The sequence below is a fragment of the Streptomyces sp. NK15101 genome, assembly GCF_020400725.1.
GTDB lineage: Bacteria > Actinomycetota > Actinomycetes > Streptomycetales > Streptomycetaceae > Streptomyces.
Map to the genome: position 1 here is coordinate 45529 of NZ_JAINVG010000043.1, position 15714 is coordinate 61242.

At 71.6% G+C, this 15714-nt stretch carries 14 protein-coding genes and 1 riboswitch; of the genes, 4 read left to right on the forward strand and 10 right to left on the reverse strand.

The features are described 5' to 3' along the window. Positions 1–182: 182 nt before the first annotated feature. The 8 genes from K7G60_RS22865 to ribD all read right to left on the reverse strand — a co-directional run bounded on the left by K7G60_RS22865 (position 183) and on the right by ribD (position 6032). Positions 183–635 (reverse strand): PH domain-containing protein, encoded by a 453-nt coding sequence (locus K7G60_RS22865; RefSeq protein WP_225802795.1) that lies wholly within the window; start codon positions 633–635, stop codon positions 183–185. Positions 636–709: 74 nt separating this feature from the next. Continuing rightward, a complete protein-coding gene (gene hisG / locus K7G60_RS22870; RefSeq protein ID WP_030691289.1) occupies positions 710–1558 on the reverse strand; it encodes an ATP phosphoribosyltransferase in 849 nt (282 codons plus the stop codon). A 58-nt stretch (positions 1559–1616) separates the two neighbouring features. Continuing rightward, positions 1617–1889, reverse strand: a complete 273-nt coding sequence (locus K7G60_RS22875) for a phosphoribosyl-ATP diphosphatase (protein ID WP_030551960.1) — start codon at positions 1887–1889, stop codon at positions 1617–1619. Between the two features lie 35 nt (positions 1890–1924). After that, positions 1925–2410 (reverse strand): 6,7-dimethyl-8-ribityllumazine synthase, encoded by a 486-nt coding sequence (ribH, locus tag K7G60_RS22880; RefSeq protein WP_024760819.1) that lies wholly within the window; start codon positions 2408–2410, stop codon positions 1925–1927. Between the two features lie 31 nt (positions 2411–2441). After that, complete coding sequence (locus K7G60_RS22885) at positions 2442–3719, reverse strand: bifunctional 3,4-dihydroxy-2-butanone-4-phosphate synthase/GTP cyclohydrolase II (protein WP_225802796.1); 1278 nt, start codon at positions 3717–3719, stop codon at positions 2442–2444. Then, a complete protein-coding gene (locus K7G60_RS22890; protein ID WP_225802797.1) occupies positions 3716–4351 on the reverse strand; it encodes a nicotinamide mononucleotide transporter family protein in 636 nt (211 codons plus the stop codon). Before K7G60_RS22890 ends, K7G60_RS22885 begins: the two co-directional genes overlap by 4 nt. Continuing rightward, positions 4348–4956, reverse strand: coding sequence for a riboflavin synthase (locus tag K7G60_RS22895; protein WP_225802798.1), 609 nt, complete (start codon positions 4954–4956; stop codon positions 4348–4350). The genes K7G60_RS22890 and K7G60_RS22895 overlap by 4 nt, the downstream gene beginning before the upstream one ends. Before the next feature lie 2 nt (positions 4957–4958). Beyond that, complete coding sequence (gene ribD, locus K7G60_RS22900; protein WP_225802799.1) at positions 4959–6032, reverse strand: bifunctional diaminohydroxyphosphoribosylaminopyrimidine deaminase/5-amino-6-(5-phosphoribosylamino)uracil reductase RibD; 1074 nt, start codon at positions 6030–6032, stop codon at positions 4959–4961. Positions 6033–6203: 171 nt separating this feature from the next. Then, positions 6204–6334: riboswitch (FMN riboswitch) on the reverse strand. Positions 6335–6579: 245 nt separating this feature from the next. On the opposite strand from ribD, the gene K7G60_RS22905 reads away from it, so the two are divergent. Beyond that, complete coding sequence (locus K7G60_RS22905; protein ID WP_225802800.1) at positions 6580–8952, forward strand: chitinase C-terminal domain-containing protein; 2373 nt, start codon at positions 6580–6582, stop codon at positions 8950–8952. A 157-nt stretch (positions 8953–9109) separates the two neighbouring features. Here K7G60_RS22905 and K7G60_RS22910 read toward each other — a convergent pair whose 3' ends face one another. After that, positions 9110–10234, reverse strand: coding sequence for an ROK family transcriptional regulator (locus K7G60_RS22910; protein WP_225802801.1), 1125 nt, complete (start codon positions 10232–10234; stop codon positions 9110–9112). A gap of 118 nt (positions 10235–10352) precedes the next feature. Here K7G60_RS22910 and K7G60_RS22915 point away from each other — a divergent pair, with 118 nt between their 5' ends. From K7G60_RS22915 to K7G60_RS22925, 3 genes are all read left to right on the forward strand, one after another. Then, entirely contained in the window at positions 10353–11597 is a 1245-nt protein-coding gene (locus K7G60_RS22915; RefSeq protein ID WP_225802802.1) for an MFS transporter, read from the forward strand. 104 nt (positions 11598–11701) lie between these two features. Next, on the forward strand, positions 11702–13096 hold the full coding sequence (locus K7G60_RS22920) for a uracil-xanthine permease family protein (RefSeq protein ID WP_225802803.1): 1395 nt from the start codon (positions 11702–11704) through the stop codon (positions 13094–13096). Between the two features lie 73 nt (positions 13097–13169). After that, on the forward strand, positions 13170–13877 hold the full coding sequence (locus K7G60_RS22925; RefSeq protein ID WP_225802804.1) for a DUF5995 family protein: 708 nt from the start codon (positions 13170–13172) through the stop codon (positions 13875–13877). A gap of 6 nt (positions 13878–13883) precedes the next feature. On the opposite strand, the gene K7G60_RS22930 is transcribed toward K7G60_RS22925, so the two are convergent. Continuing rightward, positions 13884–15581 (reverse strand): NAD(P)/FAD-dependent oxidoreductase, encoded by a 1698-nt coding sequence (locus tag K7G60_RS22930; protein WP_225802806.1) that lies wholly within the window; start codon positions 15579–15581, stop codon positions 13884–13886. Positions 15582–15714 lie beyond the last annotated feature (133 nt).

Here is a 15714-nt window from a genome sequence, read left to right on the forward strand (position 1 = left end):
GAGGGAGTCACTCCTCGGGTCGAAGGGTGGTCTCGCGGGCCGCGGCAGCGGCCCTGCACACGCGAGACGGTGGTGCGCCCGGCACCACCGTCTCCAGAGTAGTCACGTGAACGCCCCGAGGGGCAGGGGGTCGGCCCCGGATGGGGGACGGGCCGGGGATCTCCCGGGTCCGGATCGGGGTGTCAGCGGGTTTCCGAACCCGTCCCGTGGCTGTCCGCGAGGGCCCGCAGGGCGCGGGCGTCGCGGATCGCCGACTCCTTGGCGATGCCGGGCTGGATGCCGAGCGCCGGCAGGCTGGTGCCGTCGCTCAGGTCGAGGAAGACCCAGGGGTCGCCGGGGCGGAGGTTGACCCGGAGGATCTCCGCCCAGGCGAGGCGCCGGGTCCTGGTGATGTTGACGACCGTGACGCCCTCGTCGTCGGCGACGACCTTGGGGCGGCTCAGCAGGACGAGGACCCCGGACAGCAGCACGGCGGTGAAGACGAAGCTGGCGCGCTCCCCCGGCCCCAGCCGCTCCAGCATCATCGCGACGGCGGTGATGACCACGAACATCGCGACGCTCATGGTCAGCAGGACGGCCCGGGTGCGCCCGGGGCGGAAGGTGACCGGGAGGGCGGGCGGTGCGGTCTGGGACATCGGGGGTTCCTCGGTGCCTGATGGCGCCGGATGGCGCCGGATGGTGCCTGGTGGGCGTGCGGTCCGGCCGGCCGTCAGAGGCGGCAGGCGTGGATGGCGGTGGTGAGGATGGCGCGGGCGCCGATCTCGTACAGGTCGTCCATGATCCGCTGCGCCTCCTTGGCGGGGACCATCGCGCGGACGGCGACCCAGCCCTCGTTGTGCAGCGGGGAGACGGTCGGCGACTCCAGGCCCGGGGTGAGGGCGACTGCCTGCTCCAGGTGCTCGGCCCGGCAGTCGTAGTCCATCATCACGTACGAGCGGGCGACCAGGACGCCCTGGAGGCGGCGCATGAACTGCTGCACCTGCGGGTGGTCGTCCGAGGCGCCGTGGCGGCGGATGACGACGGCCTCGGAGGTCAGGATCGGCTCGCCGATGACCTCGAGGCCCGCGTTGCGCAGGCTGGTGCCGGTCTCCACGACGTCCGCGATGACCTGGGCGACGCCCAGCTGGATCGCGGTCTCGACGGCGCCGTCCAGGTGGACGACGGAGGCGTCGATGCCCTGGTCGGCGAGGTGCTTGGCGACGATCCCCTCGTAGGAGGTGGCGATCGTCATGCCGCCGAAGTCCTCGGGGCCGTTCGCGGTGCCCGGGCGGGTGGCGTAGCGGAAGGTGGAGCGGCCGAAGTTCAGCGGGAGGATCTCCTCGGCGCTGGCTCCGGAGTCCAGGAGCAGGTCACGGCCGGTGATGCCGATGTCCAGCTTCCCGGAGGCGACGTAGATCGCGATGTCCTTCGGCCGCAGGTAGAAGAACTCGACCTCGTTGTCGGGGTCGATGACCACGAGCTCCTTGGACTCTTTGCGCTGGCGGTAGCCGGCCTCATGGAGCATTGCCGACGCAGGTCCGGAGAGGGAACCCTTGTTGGGGACGGCGATGCGCAGCATGGGGTGAGCTTCCTTTGCCTGGGAGTTCTGGGGAGGGTGTGCAGCTTTTCTGGGGTGCTCAGAGGTGGGCGTAGACGTCGTCGAGCGAGATCCCGCGGGCGACCATCATCACCTGGACGTGGTACAGCAGCTGCGAGATCTCCTCGGCGGCCGCTTCCTTGCCCTCGTACTCGGCGGCCATCCAGACCTCGGCGGCCTCCTCGACGACCTTCTTGCCGATGGCATGGACGCCCTTGTCCACCAGTTCCGCGGTGCGGGAGGTGGCCGGGTCGCCGGTCTCCGCCTTGAGCTTGAGCTCGGCGAAGAGCTCTTCGAAGGTTTTGTTCGCCATGATGGTCCTAAGAGTACGGGGTGGGGAGGCGCCACTCAGCGCCAGGGTTCGCTGACCGTGCGCAGGGTGGTGGCGGTGGCGACGGCGGCGGTGACCGCTTCGTGACCCTTGTCCTCGGAGGATCCTTCGAGGCCGGCCCGGTCGAGCGCCTGCTCCTCGTTGTCGACGGTGAGGACGCCGAATCCGACGGGTACGCCGGTGTCGATCGAGACCTGGGTGAGGCCGTGGGTGACGCCCTGGCACACGTACTCGAAGTGCGGGGTTCCGCCGCGGATGACGACGCCGAGGGCCACGATCGCATCGTAGCCGCGCCCGGCGAGGACCTTCGCCACGACCGGGAGCTCGAAGCTGCCGGGGACGCGCAGCAGCGTCGGCTCGTCGATGCCGAGCTCGCTCAGGGCGCGCAGGGCGCCGTCGACGAGACCGTCCATGATCTTCTCGTGCCACTGCGCCGCGATGACCGCGACCCGGAGGTCGCCGCAGTTCTTCACGCTGAGGACGGGTGCGCCCTTGCCGCTCATGTCTCTCCTAGCCGATTTCGTACGTACGTGGTTACTGGTTGCCGCAGGTGGGGGCCGGGGAGCCGTCCAGCCAGGGCAGGTCGTGCCCCATCCGGTCCCGCTTGGTGCGCAGGTAGCGGAGGTTGTGCTCGCCGGCCTGGACCGGCATGGGCTCCCGGCCCTCGACCCTCAGGCCGTACCGGGTGAGGGCGTCGATCTTGTCGGGGTTGTTGGTCAGCAGGCGCAGGCTGCGGACGCCGAGGTCCCCGAGGATCTGCGCGCCGGCCGCGTAGTCGCGGGCGTCGGCGGGCAGTCCGAGCTCCAGGTTGGCGTCGAGGGTGTCGCGGCCGCGCTCCTGGAGCTCGTACGCGCGCAGCTTGGACAGCAGTCCGATGCCGCGGCCCTCGTGGCCGCGCAGGTAGACGACGACGCCGCGGCCGGCCTCGGTGATCCGGTCCATGGAGGCCTGCAGCTGGGGTCCGCAGTCGCAGCGCAGCGACTGGAAGATGTCGCCGGTCAGGCACTCGGAGTGGACCCGGACGAGGACGTCCTCGCCGTCGCCGATCTCGCCGTGGACGAGGGCGACGTGCTCGACGCCGTCGACGGTGGAGCGGTAGCCGTACGCGGTGAACTCGCCGTGCGCGGTGGGGAGCTGGACCTCGGCCTCGCGGCGGACGGTCGGCTCGGCGGAGCGGCGGTAGGCGATCAGGTCCTCGATGGAGATGATCGTCAGACCGTGCTTGCGGGCGAACGGGACGAGCTCGGGCAGCCGGAGCATGACGCCGTCCTCGCCGGCGATCTCGACGATCGCGCCGGCCGGGCGGAGGCCCGCGAGGCGGGCGAGGTCGACGGCGGCCTCGGTGTGTCCGTTGCGGGCGAGGACGCCGCCGGGCTTGGCGCGCAGCGGGAAGATGTGGCCGGGGCGGACGAAGTCGCCCGGCTCGTGGTGGCCGGAGGCCAGCATCCGCAGGGTGGTGGCGCGGTCGGCGGCGGAGATGCCGGTGGTGACGCCGTGGGCGGGGGACGCGTCCACGGAGACGGTGAAGGCCGTGCGCATCGACTCGGTGTTGTGCTCGACCATCTGCGGGAGTTCGAGGCGCTGCAGCTCCTCGTCCTCCATGGGGGCGCAGATCAGGCCGCGGCACTCGCTCATCATGAAGGCGACGATCTCGGGGGTGGCCTTCTCGGCGGCGATGACGAGGTCGCCCTCGTTCTCGCGGTCCTCGTCGTCGACGACGACGACGGGGCGGCCGGCGGCGATGTCGCGGACGGCCTGCTCGACGGGGTCGAGGGCGAGGTCGGCGGCGTCCCAGAGGGAATGCGTGTTCATGCGTGGGCTCCTTCCAGGACGGTGGTGGTGCGGGAGCGCAGCCACCAGTCGCGCATGCCCCACAGGACGAGCGCGCCGTAGACGACGTAGACGAAGCCGGAGAAGGCGTAGCCGTTGGCGAAGTTCAGCGGGACGCCGACCAGGTCGACGAGCAGCCAGGCGAACCAGAACTCGACCATGCCGCGGGCCTGGGCGTACATGGCGACGATGGTGCCGACGAAGATGTACGCGTCGGGCCACGGGTCCCAGGACAGCTTCGGGAAGGCCTCGAAGAGCAGGGCCACGCCGACGGTGCCGACGGCGGCCGCGGCGACCATGGCGGCGCGCTCGCCCCAGGTGGCGAAGCGCACGGTGATGTGCCCGTCCGTGCCCTGCCCCTTGCCCCGCTGCCACTGCCACCAGCCGTAGAGCGCCACCAGCATGACGACGACCTGCTTGCCGGCGCTGCCGGTGAGGTGGCCGAAGAAGGCGCCGAACAGGATGAGGCCGGCGAGGAACTGCACGGGCCAGGTCCAGACGTTGCGGCGCCAGCCGAGGGCGAGGGCGACGAGTCCGAAGATGTTGCCGATCATGTCGGACCAGATGATGTGCTGGTCGAGGACGGTGAACGCCTCGGAGTTGAGCCAGCTCACTTCTCGTTCTCCTTGGCGTCGGTGCCGAGCAGCCGCTCGACGTACTTGGCGATGACGTCCACTTCGAGGTTGACCGGGTCGCCGGACCGCTTGATGCCGAGCGTGGTCAGGTCGAGGGTGGTCGGGATGAGGCTGATGGTGAACCAGTCGTCGGCGACCTCGACGACGGTGAGGCTGACGCCGTCGACCGTGATCGAGCCCTTCTCGACGACGTACCGGGAGAGGTGGGCGGGCAGGCCGACCTTGACCAGTTCCCAGTGCTCGGACGGGGTCCGCTCCAGGATGGTGCCGGTGCCGTCGACGTGGCCCTGGACGATGTGACCGCCGAGGCGGCCGCCGACGGCCATCGGCCGCTCCAGGTTGACCCGGGAGCCGACCTCCAGGGCGCCGAGGCTGGACCGCTTGAGGGTCTCGGCCATGACGTCGGCGGTGAACTCGCCGTCGCCGAACTCGACGACCGTGAGACAGACACCGTTGACGGCGATGGAGTCGCCGTGCTGGGCGCCTTCCGTGACCAGGGGGCCGCGCAGCCGGAAGCGGGAGGCGTCCTCCAGCTGCTCGACGGCGACGACCTCGCCCAGTTCTTCGACGATTCCGGTGAACACGGTCAGGCTCCCTTGAGGGTGGCGGTGATGCGGAGGTCGGATCCGATGCGCGCGGTCTCGGTGATGTCGAGCCGCAACGCTTCGGTGAGGGTGGAGATTCCGGCGTCGGCGAGGGCGGCGGGGCCCGCGCCGAGGAGGACCGGGGCGAGGTAGCCGACGACCTGGTCGACGGCGCCCGCGGCGAGGAAGGCGCCCGCGAGGGTGGGGCCGCCTTCGAGGAGGACCGAGCGGACACCGCGCGCGTGGAGGGCGTCCAGGAGGGCGGGGACGGCGAGGCCGCGCCCGGCCCTGGGGAGGCGTACGACGTCCGTGAGCGTGGTCTCGGCGTCCTCGGCGATCGCGATCAGGGTGGGGCCGGCCCCGTCGAGGACCCGGGCGCCGGGCTTGACGGCGCTCGCCTCGGTGTCGACGACGACCCGCAGCGGCTGGACGGCGCCTTCGACGCCCCGCACGGCCAGATGGGGGTCGTCGGTGCGGGCGGTGCCGGAGCCGACGACGACGGCGTCGGCCTCGGCGCGCAGCCGGTGGACGTCGGCGCGGGACTCTGCGGAGCTGATCCAGCGGGAGGTGCCGTCGGCGGCGGCGATCCGGCCGTCGAGGGTGGCGGCGTACTTCCAGCGGACGAAGGGGCGGCCGCGGCGCACGGAGGTGAGCCAGGCGATGTTGCCGGCCTCGGCCTCGGCCTCCAGGAGGCCCTGCTCGACCTCGACCCCGGCGGCGCGGAGGGTGTCGGCACCGCCCGAGGCCTGCGGGTTCGGGTCGCCGACCGCGTACACGACCCGACTGATCCCGGCCTCGATCAGGGCCTGGGCGCAGGGGCCGGTGCGGCCGGTGTGGTTGCAGGGTTCGAGGGTGACGTACGCGGTGCCGCCGCGGGCCAGGACGCCGGCCGCGCGCAGGGCGTGGACCTCGGCGTGGGGGCCTCCGGCGCCCTGGTGGAAGCCTTCGCCGACCTGGTGGCCGGAGGCATCGGTGATGACGCACCCGACGACCGGGTTGGGGCTGGTGGCGCCGAGAGCGCGTGCGGCGAGCTCGACGGCGCGTCGCATGGCGGTGATGTCGGCCTGCTGGGCCACCGGGTCCTCCTGCCTCTTCGGGCACGGACTCCGGGGCCTGTCGATGTCGACAGAGAGCGGGTACGACACTTCGCGCGGGGTGCGCCGGTACGGCCGGAGGTCCCCGGGTGCGCCGACGGAATGCGGCGACCAGCGGACGTACGGCCGGCACACCCCTGGAGGGGTCGCCCGCCGCGCACTGCCTCCCATCCGGACTTTCACCGTCGGTCCAGGAATCTCACCTGGTCAACCGGCCGCTGGCTTGCGGACGGGTCGCGGACTATACCGCCGGTTCGGAATTACACCGACCCCGGAGTGCGCTGCTGCTGATACAGGGCCAGTGTGCCACGGCTCGCGGGGAACGAAAGGCCGGAACCCTGTGGGCTGACTCACAGGCTCCCAGAGGAATCCCCTTTGGTCCAGACCTATTGACGCACTGGTCTAGTCCTCTTAATCTCCGTGTCACCTCCGAGGTAACGGTCCGTCGGCGTGCGCACTCCACGGGCCCAACACGTACCACCCCCTTGTTCGTTGCGTGTTTTCTTCCCTCCCCGAGGAGGACCCGATCGTGCTGTCCCCCACGACCAAGAGAGCCTCGCTGCTCGCGTCCGGTGCCGCCGTCGCCGGGCTGCTGCTCAGCTCGCTCTCCGGCGGCGTCTCGTACGCCGCCGACAACGAGTCCTGTCGCCCCGACGGGCTCTACAAGACCCCGGGCGTCGACGTCCCGTACTGCTCGGTCTACGACACCGAGGGCCGCGAGAAGATGGGCGCGGACCACCAGCGCCGGGTCATCGGCTACTTCACCGGCTGGCGCACCGGCAAGAACGGCCAGCCCGCCTACCTGGCCAAGGACATCCCGTGGGACAAGATCACCCACATCAACTACGCCTTCGGCCACATCGGCGGCGACAACAGGCTCTCCGTGGGCACGGACGGCCCGGACAACGCCGCCACCGGGATGACCTGGCCCGGTGTCGCCGGCGCCGAGATGGACCCCGCGTACTCCTACAAGGGCCACTTCAACCTGCTCAACAAGTTCAAGAAGCAGCACCCGAACGTCAAGACGCTGATCTCGGTCGGCGGCTGGGCGGAGACCGGCGGCTACTTCGCGGACAACGGCGACCGGGTGAACTCCGGCGGCTTCTACTCGATGGCCACCAACGCCGACGGTTCGGTCAACCAGGCCGGGATCGACACCTTCGCGAACTCGGCCGTCGACTTCATCCGCAAGTACGGCTTCAACGGCGTCGACATCGACTACGAGTACCCGACCACGATGAAGGACGCGGGCAACCCGCTCGACTGGCAGCTCGCCAACGCGCGCCGCGCCGGACTCGTCCAGGGCTACGCGGCCCTCATGAAGTCCCTGCGCGAGAAGCTGGACACGGCCGGCGCCGCCGACGGCAGGCACTACCTGCTGACCGTCGCCGCGCCCTCCTCCGGCTACCTGCTGCGCGGCATGGAGACGTTCCAGATGCAGAAGTACCTGGACTACGTCAACATCATGTCCTACGACCTGCACGGCGCCTGGAACGAGTACGTCGGCCCCAACGCCTCGCTCTTCGACGACGGCAAGGACGGCGAGCTCGCCGCGGCCAACGTCTACGGCTCCTCGCAGTACGGCTCCATCGGCTACCTCAACACCGACTGGGCGTACCACTACTTCCGCGGCTCCATGCCGGCCGGCCGCATCAACATCGGCCTGCCCTACTACACCCGCGGCCACAAGAACGTGCAGGGCGGCACCGACGGCCTGTGGGGCAAGGCCTCCGCGACCACCTGCCCGGCCGGCGCCGGCCTGACCAAGTGCGGCGACGGCGCCACCGGCATCGACAACCTCTGGCACGACAAGGACACCAACGGTGCCGAGTCGCCCGCCGGCTCCAACCCGATGTGGCACGCCAAGAACCTCGAGAAGGGGATCGTCGGCGACTACGTCACCCAGTACGGCTTCCCGGCGAACACCACGCTGACCGGCACCTACGCCCGCAAGTACGACGCAACCCTGGTCGCGCCCTGGCTGTGGAACGCCGAGAAGAAGGTCTTCCTCTCCACCGAGGACGAGCAGTCGGTGGCCGCCAAGGCCGACTACGTGGTCAGCAGGGGCATCGGCGGCACGATGGTCTGGGAGATGGCCGGCGACTACGCCTGGAACGCCGCCAAGGGCCAGTACGAGATGGGCTCCACGCTCACCTCGCTGATGTACGACAAGTTCAAGGCGGCCACGCCGTACGGCGCGAAGAAGTCGAACAAGGCGCTGCCGACGCGGGCCGTGAAGATCGACGCCCAGTTCACCGAGTTCAAGCTGGGTGACTCGAACTACCCGATCACTCCGAAGATCAAGATCACCAACAACACGGCGACGACGCTGCCCGGCGGCACGGAGTTCCAGTTCGACTACGGCACTTCGGCTCCGGCCAACGCCTCCGACCAGTCCGGCTTCGGCACGAAGGTCATCAGCAGCGACCACACCGGCTCCAACGTGGGCGGCCTGAAGGGCGACTTCCACCGCGTCTCCCTGAAGCTCCCCGCCTGGCAGTCGCTGGCCCCGGGCGCGACGGTCGACCTGGCCTTCAACTACTACCTGCCGGTGTCCACGCCCTCCAACTGGACCGTGAACATCAACGGCACGACGTACGCCCTCGCCGGCGACCTGGCGCGCGGCACGACGGTCGTGGAGCCGGGCACCACCACCCCGCCGACCACGCCCCCGACGACGGAGCCCACGACCCCGCCGACGACCACTCCCCCGACCACGCCTCCGACGACGCCGCCCACCACGGGCTGCACCGCCCCGGCGTACGTGGCCGGCCAGGTCTACACCGGCGGCTCGCTCGTCTCCCACAAGGGCCACCAGTGGAAGGCCCAGTGGTGGACCCAGAACGAGGAGCCGGGCACGACCGGCGAGTGGGGCGTCTGGAAGGACCTCGGCGCCTGCTGACGCACCTCCTCCGACGACTCCCGGCGGCGGAACTCACGGCCCTTGCCGCCGCCGGGCCCACCGCGCCGCGCTCCCCTGTCCGGGGCGCGGCGCGGTGGCGTTCGCGGTCGCGCGGCGAGCGTGCGGGCCGGACCCGGCGGGAACGGTCGGACAGACCCTACGGGAACAGCTCGTCCTGGGCCGCGTCCCGTGCCCGGAGGAGGGCGCCGCGGAGGACCGCCGCGTCGCCGAGGGCGGTCGGGCGGACTTCCGCGCGGAGGGGCGAGAGGGAGGAGAGTTCCGCCTCCACGCGGGCGGCGAGCTCCGTGCCGCCCGCATGGCCGGTCTCGCCTGCGAGGACCACGCAGCCGGGGTCCAGGACGGAGACGACGGCGGCCGCGCCGACGGCGAGGCGGCGGGCCAGGGCGTCGAGGAAGGGTCCGTGGCCCGCTTCGAGCGCGTCGGCCGGGTCGAGGCCGTGGGCGGCGGCGAGGGTCCCAACGGCCGCCGCGCAGGCCAGCTCGTGGAAGCCGCCGTCGCAGCCGGTGGCCGAGGGGAGTCCGGAGGTGCCGGGGACCGGCAGGAAGCCGATCTCCCCCGCCCCGCCCGAGGCCCCCCGGCGCAGCCGGCCGTCGAGGACGACGGCGGCGCCGACGCCCTGGCCGAGCCAGAGCAGGACGAAGTCCTCGCGGTCGCGGGCCGCGCCCTCGCGGAGCTCGGCGACGGCGGCGAGGTTGGTCTCGTTCTCGACGAGGACGTGGGCGGGCAGCCGTTCCTGGAGGACGCCGACGAGCCGGCGGTGCCAGGCGGGCAGCCCCGAGGAGTCGCGCAGCTCGCCGGTGGCGGGGTCGATGAGGCCGGGGGCGCCGACGGCGACGCTGTGCAGCCGGTCGGCGCCCGCCTCCCGCACGGTCCGCTCCAGGAGCGCGACCGCCTTCTCGACGGCGGGTTCCGTGCCGCTGTCGTCGCCGACGGGGACGGAGGCCTCGGCGAGCGTGGTGCCGAGGAGGTCGGCGACGGTGACGGAGACCGAGCGGGTGCGGACGTCGAGGGCGGCGAGGTGGGCGCGGTCGGCGACGATCCCGTACAGCTTGGCGTTGGGGCCGCGGCGCTCGGCTCCGGCCTCGCCGACGACGTGGACGAGACCGGAGCCCTGGAGCCGCTCGACGAGGTCGGCGACGGTCGGGCGGGAGAGTCCGGTGAGCGTCTTGAGCTGAGTGGCCGTCAACGGGCCTTCGTCCTGGAGCAGTCGCAGGGCGAACCGGTCGTTGATGGCCCGTGCGGTGCTCGGGGATGCGGCCATGCGGTGATCCTCTCAGACGCGCGGGAGGCGGGGCCTTCTGCCGCGGTCTATTTATCAGGCAGGGTTCCTGATAGTTTACGCGGCACACCACGGCACACCACGACCACAGGGAGGGCCCATGGCGGCGGAGACCGTCACCAGCACCGATCGCCTCCGGCGGGCGCGCTTCGCCGTCGCCGCCGTCTTCTGCGTCCACGGCGCGGTCACCGGCAGCTTCGCCACCCGGATCCCCTGGATCCAGGAGCACGCGGGCGTGAGCGCCGGACAGCTCGGGCTCGCGCTCGCCTTCCCCGCGCTCGGCGCCTCCCTCGCGATGCCGCTCGCCGGCGCCGTCTCGCACCGCTTCGGCGCCCGCACGGCGCTGCGCGGCCTGCTCGCCCTGTGGACCCTCTCGCTCACGCTGCCCTCGCTGGCCCCGAACGTCTGGGGACTGTGCGGCGCGCTCCTCGTGTACGGGGCGACCGCGGGCATGTCCGACGTGGCGATGAACGCGCTCGGCGTCGAGACCGAGAACCGGCTCGGCAGGTCCATCATGTCGAGCCTGCACGGCATGTGGAGCGTCGGCGCCCTGCTCGGCTCCGCCGCCGGCACGGTCGCCGCCCACCTCGGCGGCGACGCCCGGCTGCACCACCTGATCGCCGCCCTCGTGCTCACCGCGCTCGGCCTGGTCCTCTGCCAGGGCGTGCTCGACGTGCGCGGCGCCCCGGAGGAGGAGCCGCCGCCGCGCTTCTCGCTGCCGCCGAGGTCCGCGCTGGTCATCGGCGCCATCGGCTTCTGCGGGGTCTTCGCCGAGGGCGCCAGTCTCGACTGGTCGGCCGTCTACCTCCGGGACGAGCTGGGCAGTTCGGCGGGGCTAGCGGCCGCCTCCACGACCGCCTTCGCGCTGACGATGGCGGTGGCCCGGCTGGTCGGCGACCGGGTGGTGGACCGCTTCGGGGCGGTCCGTACGGTACGGGTCGGGGGCGCCGTCGCCACCCTCGGCGGGGCCCTGGTGGTGCTCGCCCCGCACGCCGCCGTCGCGATGGCCGGATTCGGTCTGATCGGACTCGGCATCGCGGTCGTCGTCCCGCTGGCCTTCGCCGCCGCCGGACGCAGCGGCCCGAACCCGAGCCAGGCCATCGCGGGCGTCGCCACCATCACGTACACCTCGGGGCTCGTCGCCCCCTCGGCGATCGGCGGCATCGCCGACGCGACCTCCCTGGTCTTCTCCTTCGGCCTGGTCACCCTGCTCGCCCTGGGCCTGGTGCTCGGCGCGGGAGTGCTCGGGACCGGAGGACGGGAGACGGCGTCGGGGACGCCCGCGCCCGCGAAGAGCGCCGGTCCGAAGAGCACCGGCCCGAAGAGCGCCGGTCCGGTGAAGTAGCCCGGGGCTCGGCGAGGCCCCGGTCCGGCGGCGGCGCATACCATGTGGCTGATCTTCTGCGGTCCCGACGCGGCCGCCGGAACCGGAGAACGGGAGCAGACCTGATGAACCTCGGCGTGCGCTGGACCCTGCACGGCGACGGGAGAACACCCGCTCCGGGAGCCGTCGTCCGCCCGGACGAGCGGCTCTCCTGGCCTCGTACGGTCGGCCTCGGCGCCCAGCACGTCGTCGCGATGTTCGGGGCGTCGTTCGTCGCCCCGGTGCTCATGGGTCTCGACCCGAACCTCGCGATCATGATGTCCGGCGTCGCCACCGCGATCTTCCTGCTCGCGACCCGCGGCACCGTCCCGTCCTACCTGGGCTGCTCGCTCTCCTTCGTCGGCGTCGCCGCCGCCATCCGGGCCTCGGGCGGCACCAGCGCCACCGTCACCGGCGCGGTCTTCGTCGTCGGCGGGGTGCTCTTCCTGGCCGGTCTCGCCGTCCGGAGGTTCGGCGCGCGGATCATCCACGCGGCGATGCCGCCGATCGTGACCGGCGCGGTCGTCATGCTGATCGGCTTCAACCTGGCGCCGGTCACCGCGTCGACGTACTGGCCGCAGGACCAGTGGACGGCCCTGCTCGTGATGCTCTTCACCGGCTTGGCCGTGGTCTGTCTGCGCGGCTTCTGGTCCCGGATCGCGATCTTCCTCGGCCTGATCTTCGGCTACGGCATCTCCTGGATCTTCGACCTCGTCTTCGGGAAGATCCACTCGCAGTCCGCGAGCGGCCAGATCACCGACCACTGGCGGCTCGACCTCTCCGGCGTCTCCGAGGCCGACTGGATCGGCCTGCCGTCCCTGCACGGCCCGAGCTTCGAGTGGTCCGCGATCCTCGTGGCGCTGCCCGTGGTCATCGCGCTGATCGCCGAGAACGCCGGTCACGTCAAGGCCGTCGGCGAGATGACCGGCGCCTCGCTGGACGAAAAGCTCGGCACCGCGATCGCCGCCGACGGCGTCGCGTCCATGCTGTCCACCGGCGTGGGCGGCCCGCCCAACACCACGTACTCCGAGAACATCGGCGTCATGGCCGCGACCCGCGTCTACTCGACCGCCGCCTACTGGGCCGCCGCCGGCTTCGCGCTGCTCTTCGGCCTCTGCCCCAAGTTCGGCGCGGTCGTCGCCGCGATCCCCGGCGGCGTCCTCGGCGGCATCACCGTGATCCTGTACGGCATGATCGGCCTGCTCGGCGCACAGATCTGGATCAACGCCGAGGTCGACCTGCGCAACCCGCTCAACCTGGTCCCGGCCGCCGCCGGCATCATCATCGGCGTCGGCGGCGTGAAGCTGACCTTCACCGACACCTTCGAACTGGGCGGCATCGCGCTCGGCACGATCGTCGTCATCACCGGCTACCACGTCCTGCGGGCCTTCGCCCCGGCCCACCTCAAGACCCAGGAGCCGCTCCTGGACGCCGGCACCAGTTCGTACGAGACGGACGCGGAAGACGTGTCGAAGAGCTGAGTGATTCGCCCGTTCTGGGTAAGCCGGGCCCGATGAGCTCCCTCCCGGGCCCGGCGGCTGGGAGCCTGCCCCCATGGCGCAGACCCAGCGGACCGAAGAACGGATCGGCCAGTTCGTCGCGGTCGACCCCGTGGTGGACCGGATGCGGGCGCTCCGTGCGGCCTGGCATCCGGCCGACGGGGTCGCCGTGTTCAACCGGGTCTATCTGACGGTCACCGAGGAGATCGGCCACGCCATCGAGGCGGGCACCTTCGCCGACCGGCGGGCCGCCGCGACCCTCGACGTGCGGTTCGCCGAGCGCTACCTCGCGGCGGTCGACGCCGTCGCCGGCGGCCGCTCCGCGCCGGCCTGCTGGAGGCCCCTCTTCCACTACCGGCGCCATCCCGGCGTACGGCCGCTGCAGTTCGCGCTCGCCGGGATCAACGCCCACATCGGCCACGACCTGGCGCTCGCGGTGGTCGACGCCTGCCGGATCCTGGAGTGCGCGCCGGCCGACCTGGAGGACGAGTTCGACCGGGTCGGCGACATCCTCGTCCTCCTGGAGGAGCGCATCCGGGAGGAACTGATGCCGGGCCCGGACCTCCTGGAGATCGCGGACCCGCTCACGCATCTGCTCGGCTGCTGGAGCCTGGACCGGGCCAGGGACGGCGCCTGGCTCGCCGCCCGCTCGCTCTGGCAGCTGCGCGGCCTGCCGGAGCTCGCGGGCGAGTTCACCGAGCGCCTCGACCGGTCGGTGGGCCTGGTGGGGCGGATGCTGCTCACGCCCCTCACCAGGCCCTGACGGTGATCAGTCCTCCGGCAGCTCGACCGGGGCGATCTCGTCGTACACGTCGCCCGGACCCGGGTTGGTGGCGTCGGTGCCGCCGCCGAAGTGGTGCATCACGCCCCAGACCGCGTTGAGCGCCGTCTGCACCGCGCCCTCGGCCCAGCCGGCCGTCCAGGAGATGTCGTCGCCGGCGAGGAAGATGCCCCGCTTGTCCTCGGGCAGCCGGTCCTGCATGAAGTGCGTGAACAGGCGGCGCTGGTAGCGGTAGTGGCCCGGCAGGTTGGCCTTGAAGGCGCCCATGAAGTAGGGCTCGTTCTCCCAGGAGACCGTCACCGGGTTGCCGATGATGTGCTTCCGGATGTCGACCTTCGGGTAGATCTCGCCGAGCGACTTCAGCATGACCTCCATCCGCTCGTTCGCCGAGAGCGGCAGCCACTTCAGGCTGTCGTCGCACCAGGTGTACGAGAGGCAGATGACGGCCGGCTTGTCCGGGCCCTCGTCCAGGAGGTAGGTGCCGCGGGTCATCCGGTCGGTCAGCGTCATCGACATGACGTCCCGGCCGGTCTCCTCGTCCTTGTCCAGCCAGAACGGCCGGTCGACGGGGACGAAGAGCTTCGAGGACTCCATGTAGTGGGTGCGCTCGATCGCCGTCCAGTGGTCGATCGGGAAGAGCGAGTCGTCGCAGGCGATCTTGGAGAGCAGCATCCAGGACTGGGCGGTGAAGATCGCCGCCTGGTACGTGCGGATGTCGCCGGAGGCGTCGGTGACCGTGATCCGGTTGCCGGCGGTCCGGTTCAGCCGCGTCACGGCCGGCCTCGGGGTGCCGTCGTGCAGGGAGCTGAGCGAGGTGCCCTGCGCCCAGTGGACGATCTTCTCCGGCTCGCGCTCCCACAGGCGCAGCGGCAGCTGCTGCGAGCCGCCGACGATGCCGCGGTGGTGGTCGTCGGCCTCGGTGTAGACGACGCGGAGGATCTCCAGGATGGAGTTGGGGAAGTCGGTGTCCCAGCCGCCGGTGCCGAAGCCGACCTGGCCGAAGATCTCGCGGTGGCGGAAGGACTTGAAGGCCTCGGAGTCGCAGAGGAAGCCGTAGAAGGTCTGGTTGTCGAGCTTCTCGACGAGCTTCGACCAGATCTCGCGGATGCGCGGGACGTCGCGCTCGCGCATGGCCTGGTTCATGTCGGAGAAGTCGGCGCCCTCGTCCAGGCAGGCGTTCCACGCGTTCATCACGTCGCGGTAGACCTGCGGGAGGTCGTCGACGGTGGTGGCGTAGTGCGACTCGCCCTTGAGGTCGACGACGGTCGACGGGGTCGACTCGGCCAGCGGGTTCGGGAAGGGCTTGGTCTCCAGGCCGACCAGGTCGATGTAGTGCTGGAGCGCGGTCGAGGAGGGCGGGAAGCGCATGGCGCCCATCTCGGCGGTGAGGCCCTCGGTGCCGGTGCCCTCGAAGCCGACGGTGCGCAGTCGGCCGCCGATCTGGTCGGCCTCGTAGACGACGGGCTTGAGGCCCATCTTCATCAGCTCGTACGCGGCGATGATGCCGGAGAGCCCGCCGCCGATGACGGCGACCTCGGTGCCGTGCTCGGTGGCCGGTATCTGGCCGAGCCCGGCCGGGTGGGCCAGGAAGTCGTCGTAGGCGTACGGGAAGTCCGGACCGAACATGGTGATCGGCGGCTGGCCGTCGCTGTGCGGGACGGCGGTCGTGGGCACCGTGGACGTCATGGGGTACGGACTCCTTGCACGGAAAAAGGGTGAGGCGGGGGGGGGGGGGGGGGGCGGCTCAGACGAGGGGGCCGTAGAGGCCCGGGGGCCGGGCGCGCAGGGAGGGGGTCTCCGCGCGGGGGGGCGCGAGGAG

Bases quoted from the DNA above. Each gene is read 5' to 3' on its own strand.
- K7G60_RS22865 (WP_225802795.1), bottom strand. From the start codon at position 635: ATGTCCCAGACCGCACCGCCCGCCCTCCCGGTCACCTTCCGCCCCGGG.
- hisG (WP_030691289.1), bottom strand. From the start codon at position 1,558: ATGCTGCGCATCGCCGTCCCCAACAAGGGTTCCCTCTCCGGACCTGCG.
- K7G60_RS22875 (WP_030551960.1), bottom strand. From the start codon at position 1,889: ATGGCGAACAAAACCTTCGAAGAGCTCTTCGCCGAGCTCAAGCTCAAG.
- ribH (WP_024760819.1), bottom strand. From the start codon at position 2,410: ATGAGCGGCAAGGGCGCACCCGTCCTCAGCGTGAAGAACTGCGGCGAC.
- K7G60_RS22885 (WP_225802796.1), bottom strand. From the start codon at position 3,719: ATGAACACGCATTCCCTCTGGGACGCCGCCGACCTCGCCCTCGACCCC.
- K7G60_RS22910 (WP_225802801.1), bottom strand. From the start codon at position 10,234: ATGGCCGCATCCCCGAGCACCGCACGGGCCATCAACGACCGGTTCGCC.
- K7G60_RS22915 (WP_225802802.1), top strand. From the start codon at position 10,353: ATGGCGGCGGAGACCGTCACCAGCACCGATCGCCTCCGGCGGGCGCGC.
- K7G60_RS22920 (WP_225802803.1), top strand. From the start codon at position 11,702: ATGAACCTCGGCGTGCGCTGGACCCTGCACGGCGACGGGAGAACACCC.
- K7G60_RS22925 (WP_225802804.1), top strand. From the start codon at position 13,170: ATGGCGCAGACCCAGCGGACCGAAGAACGGATCGGCCAGTTCGTCGCG.
- K7G60_RS22930 (WP_225802806.1), bottom strand. From the start codon at position 15,581: ATGACGTCCACGGTGCCCACGACCGCCGTCCCGCACAGCGACGGCCAG.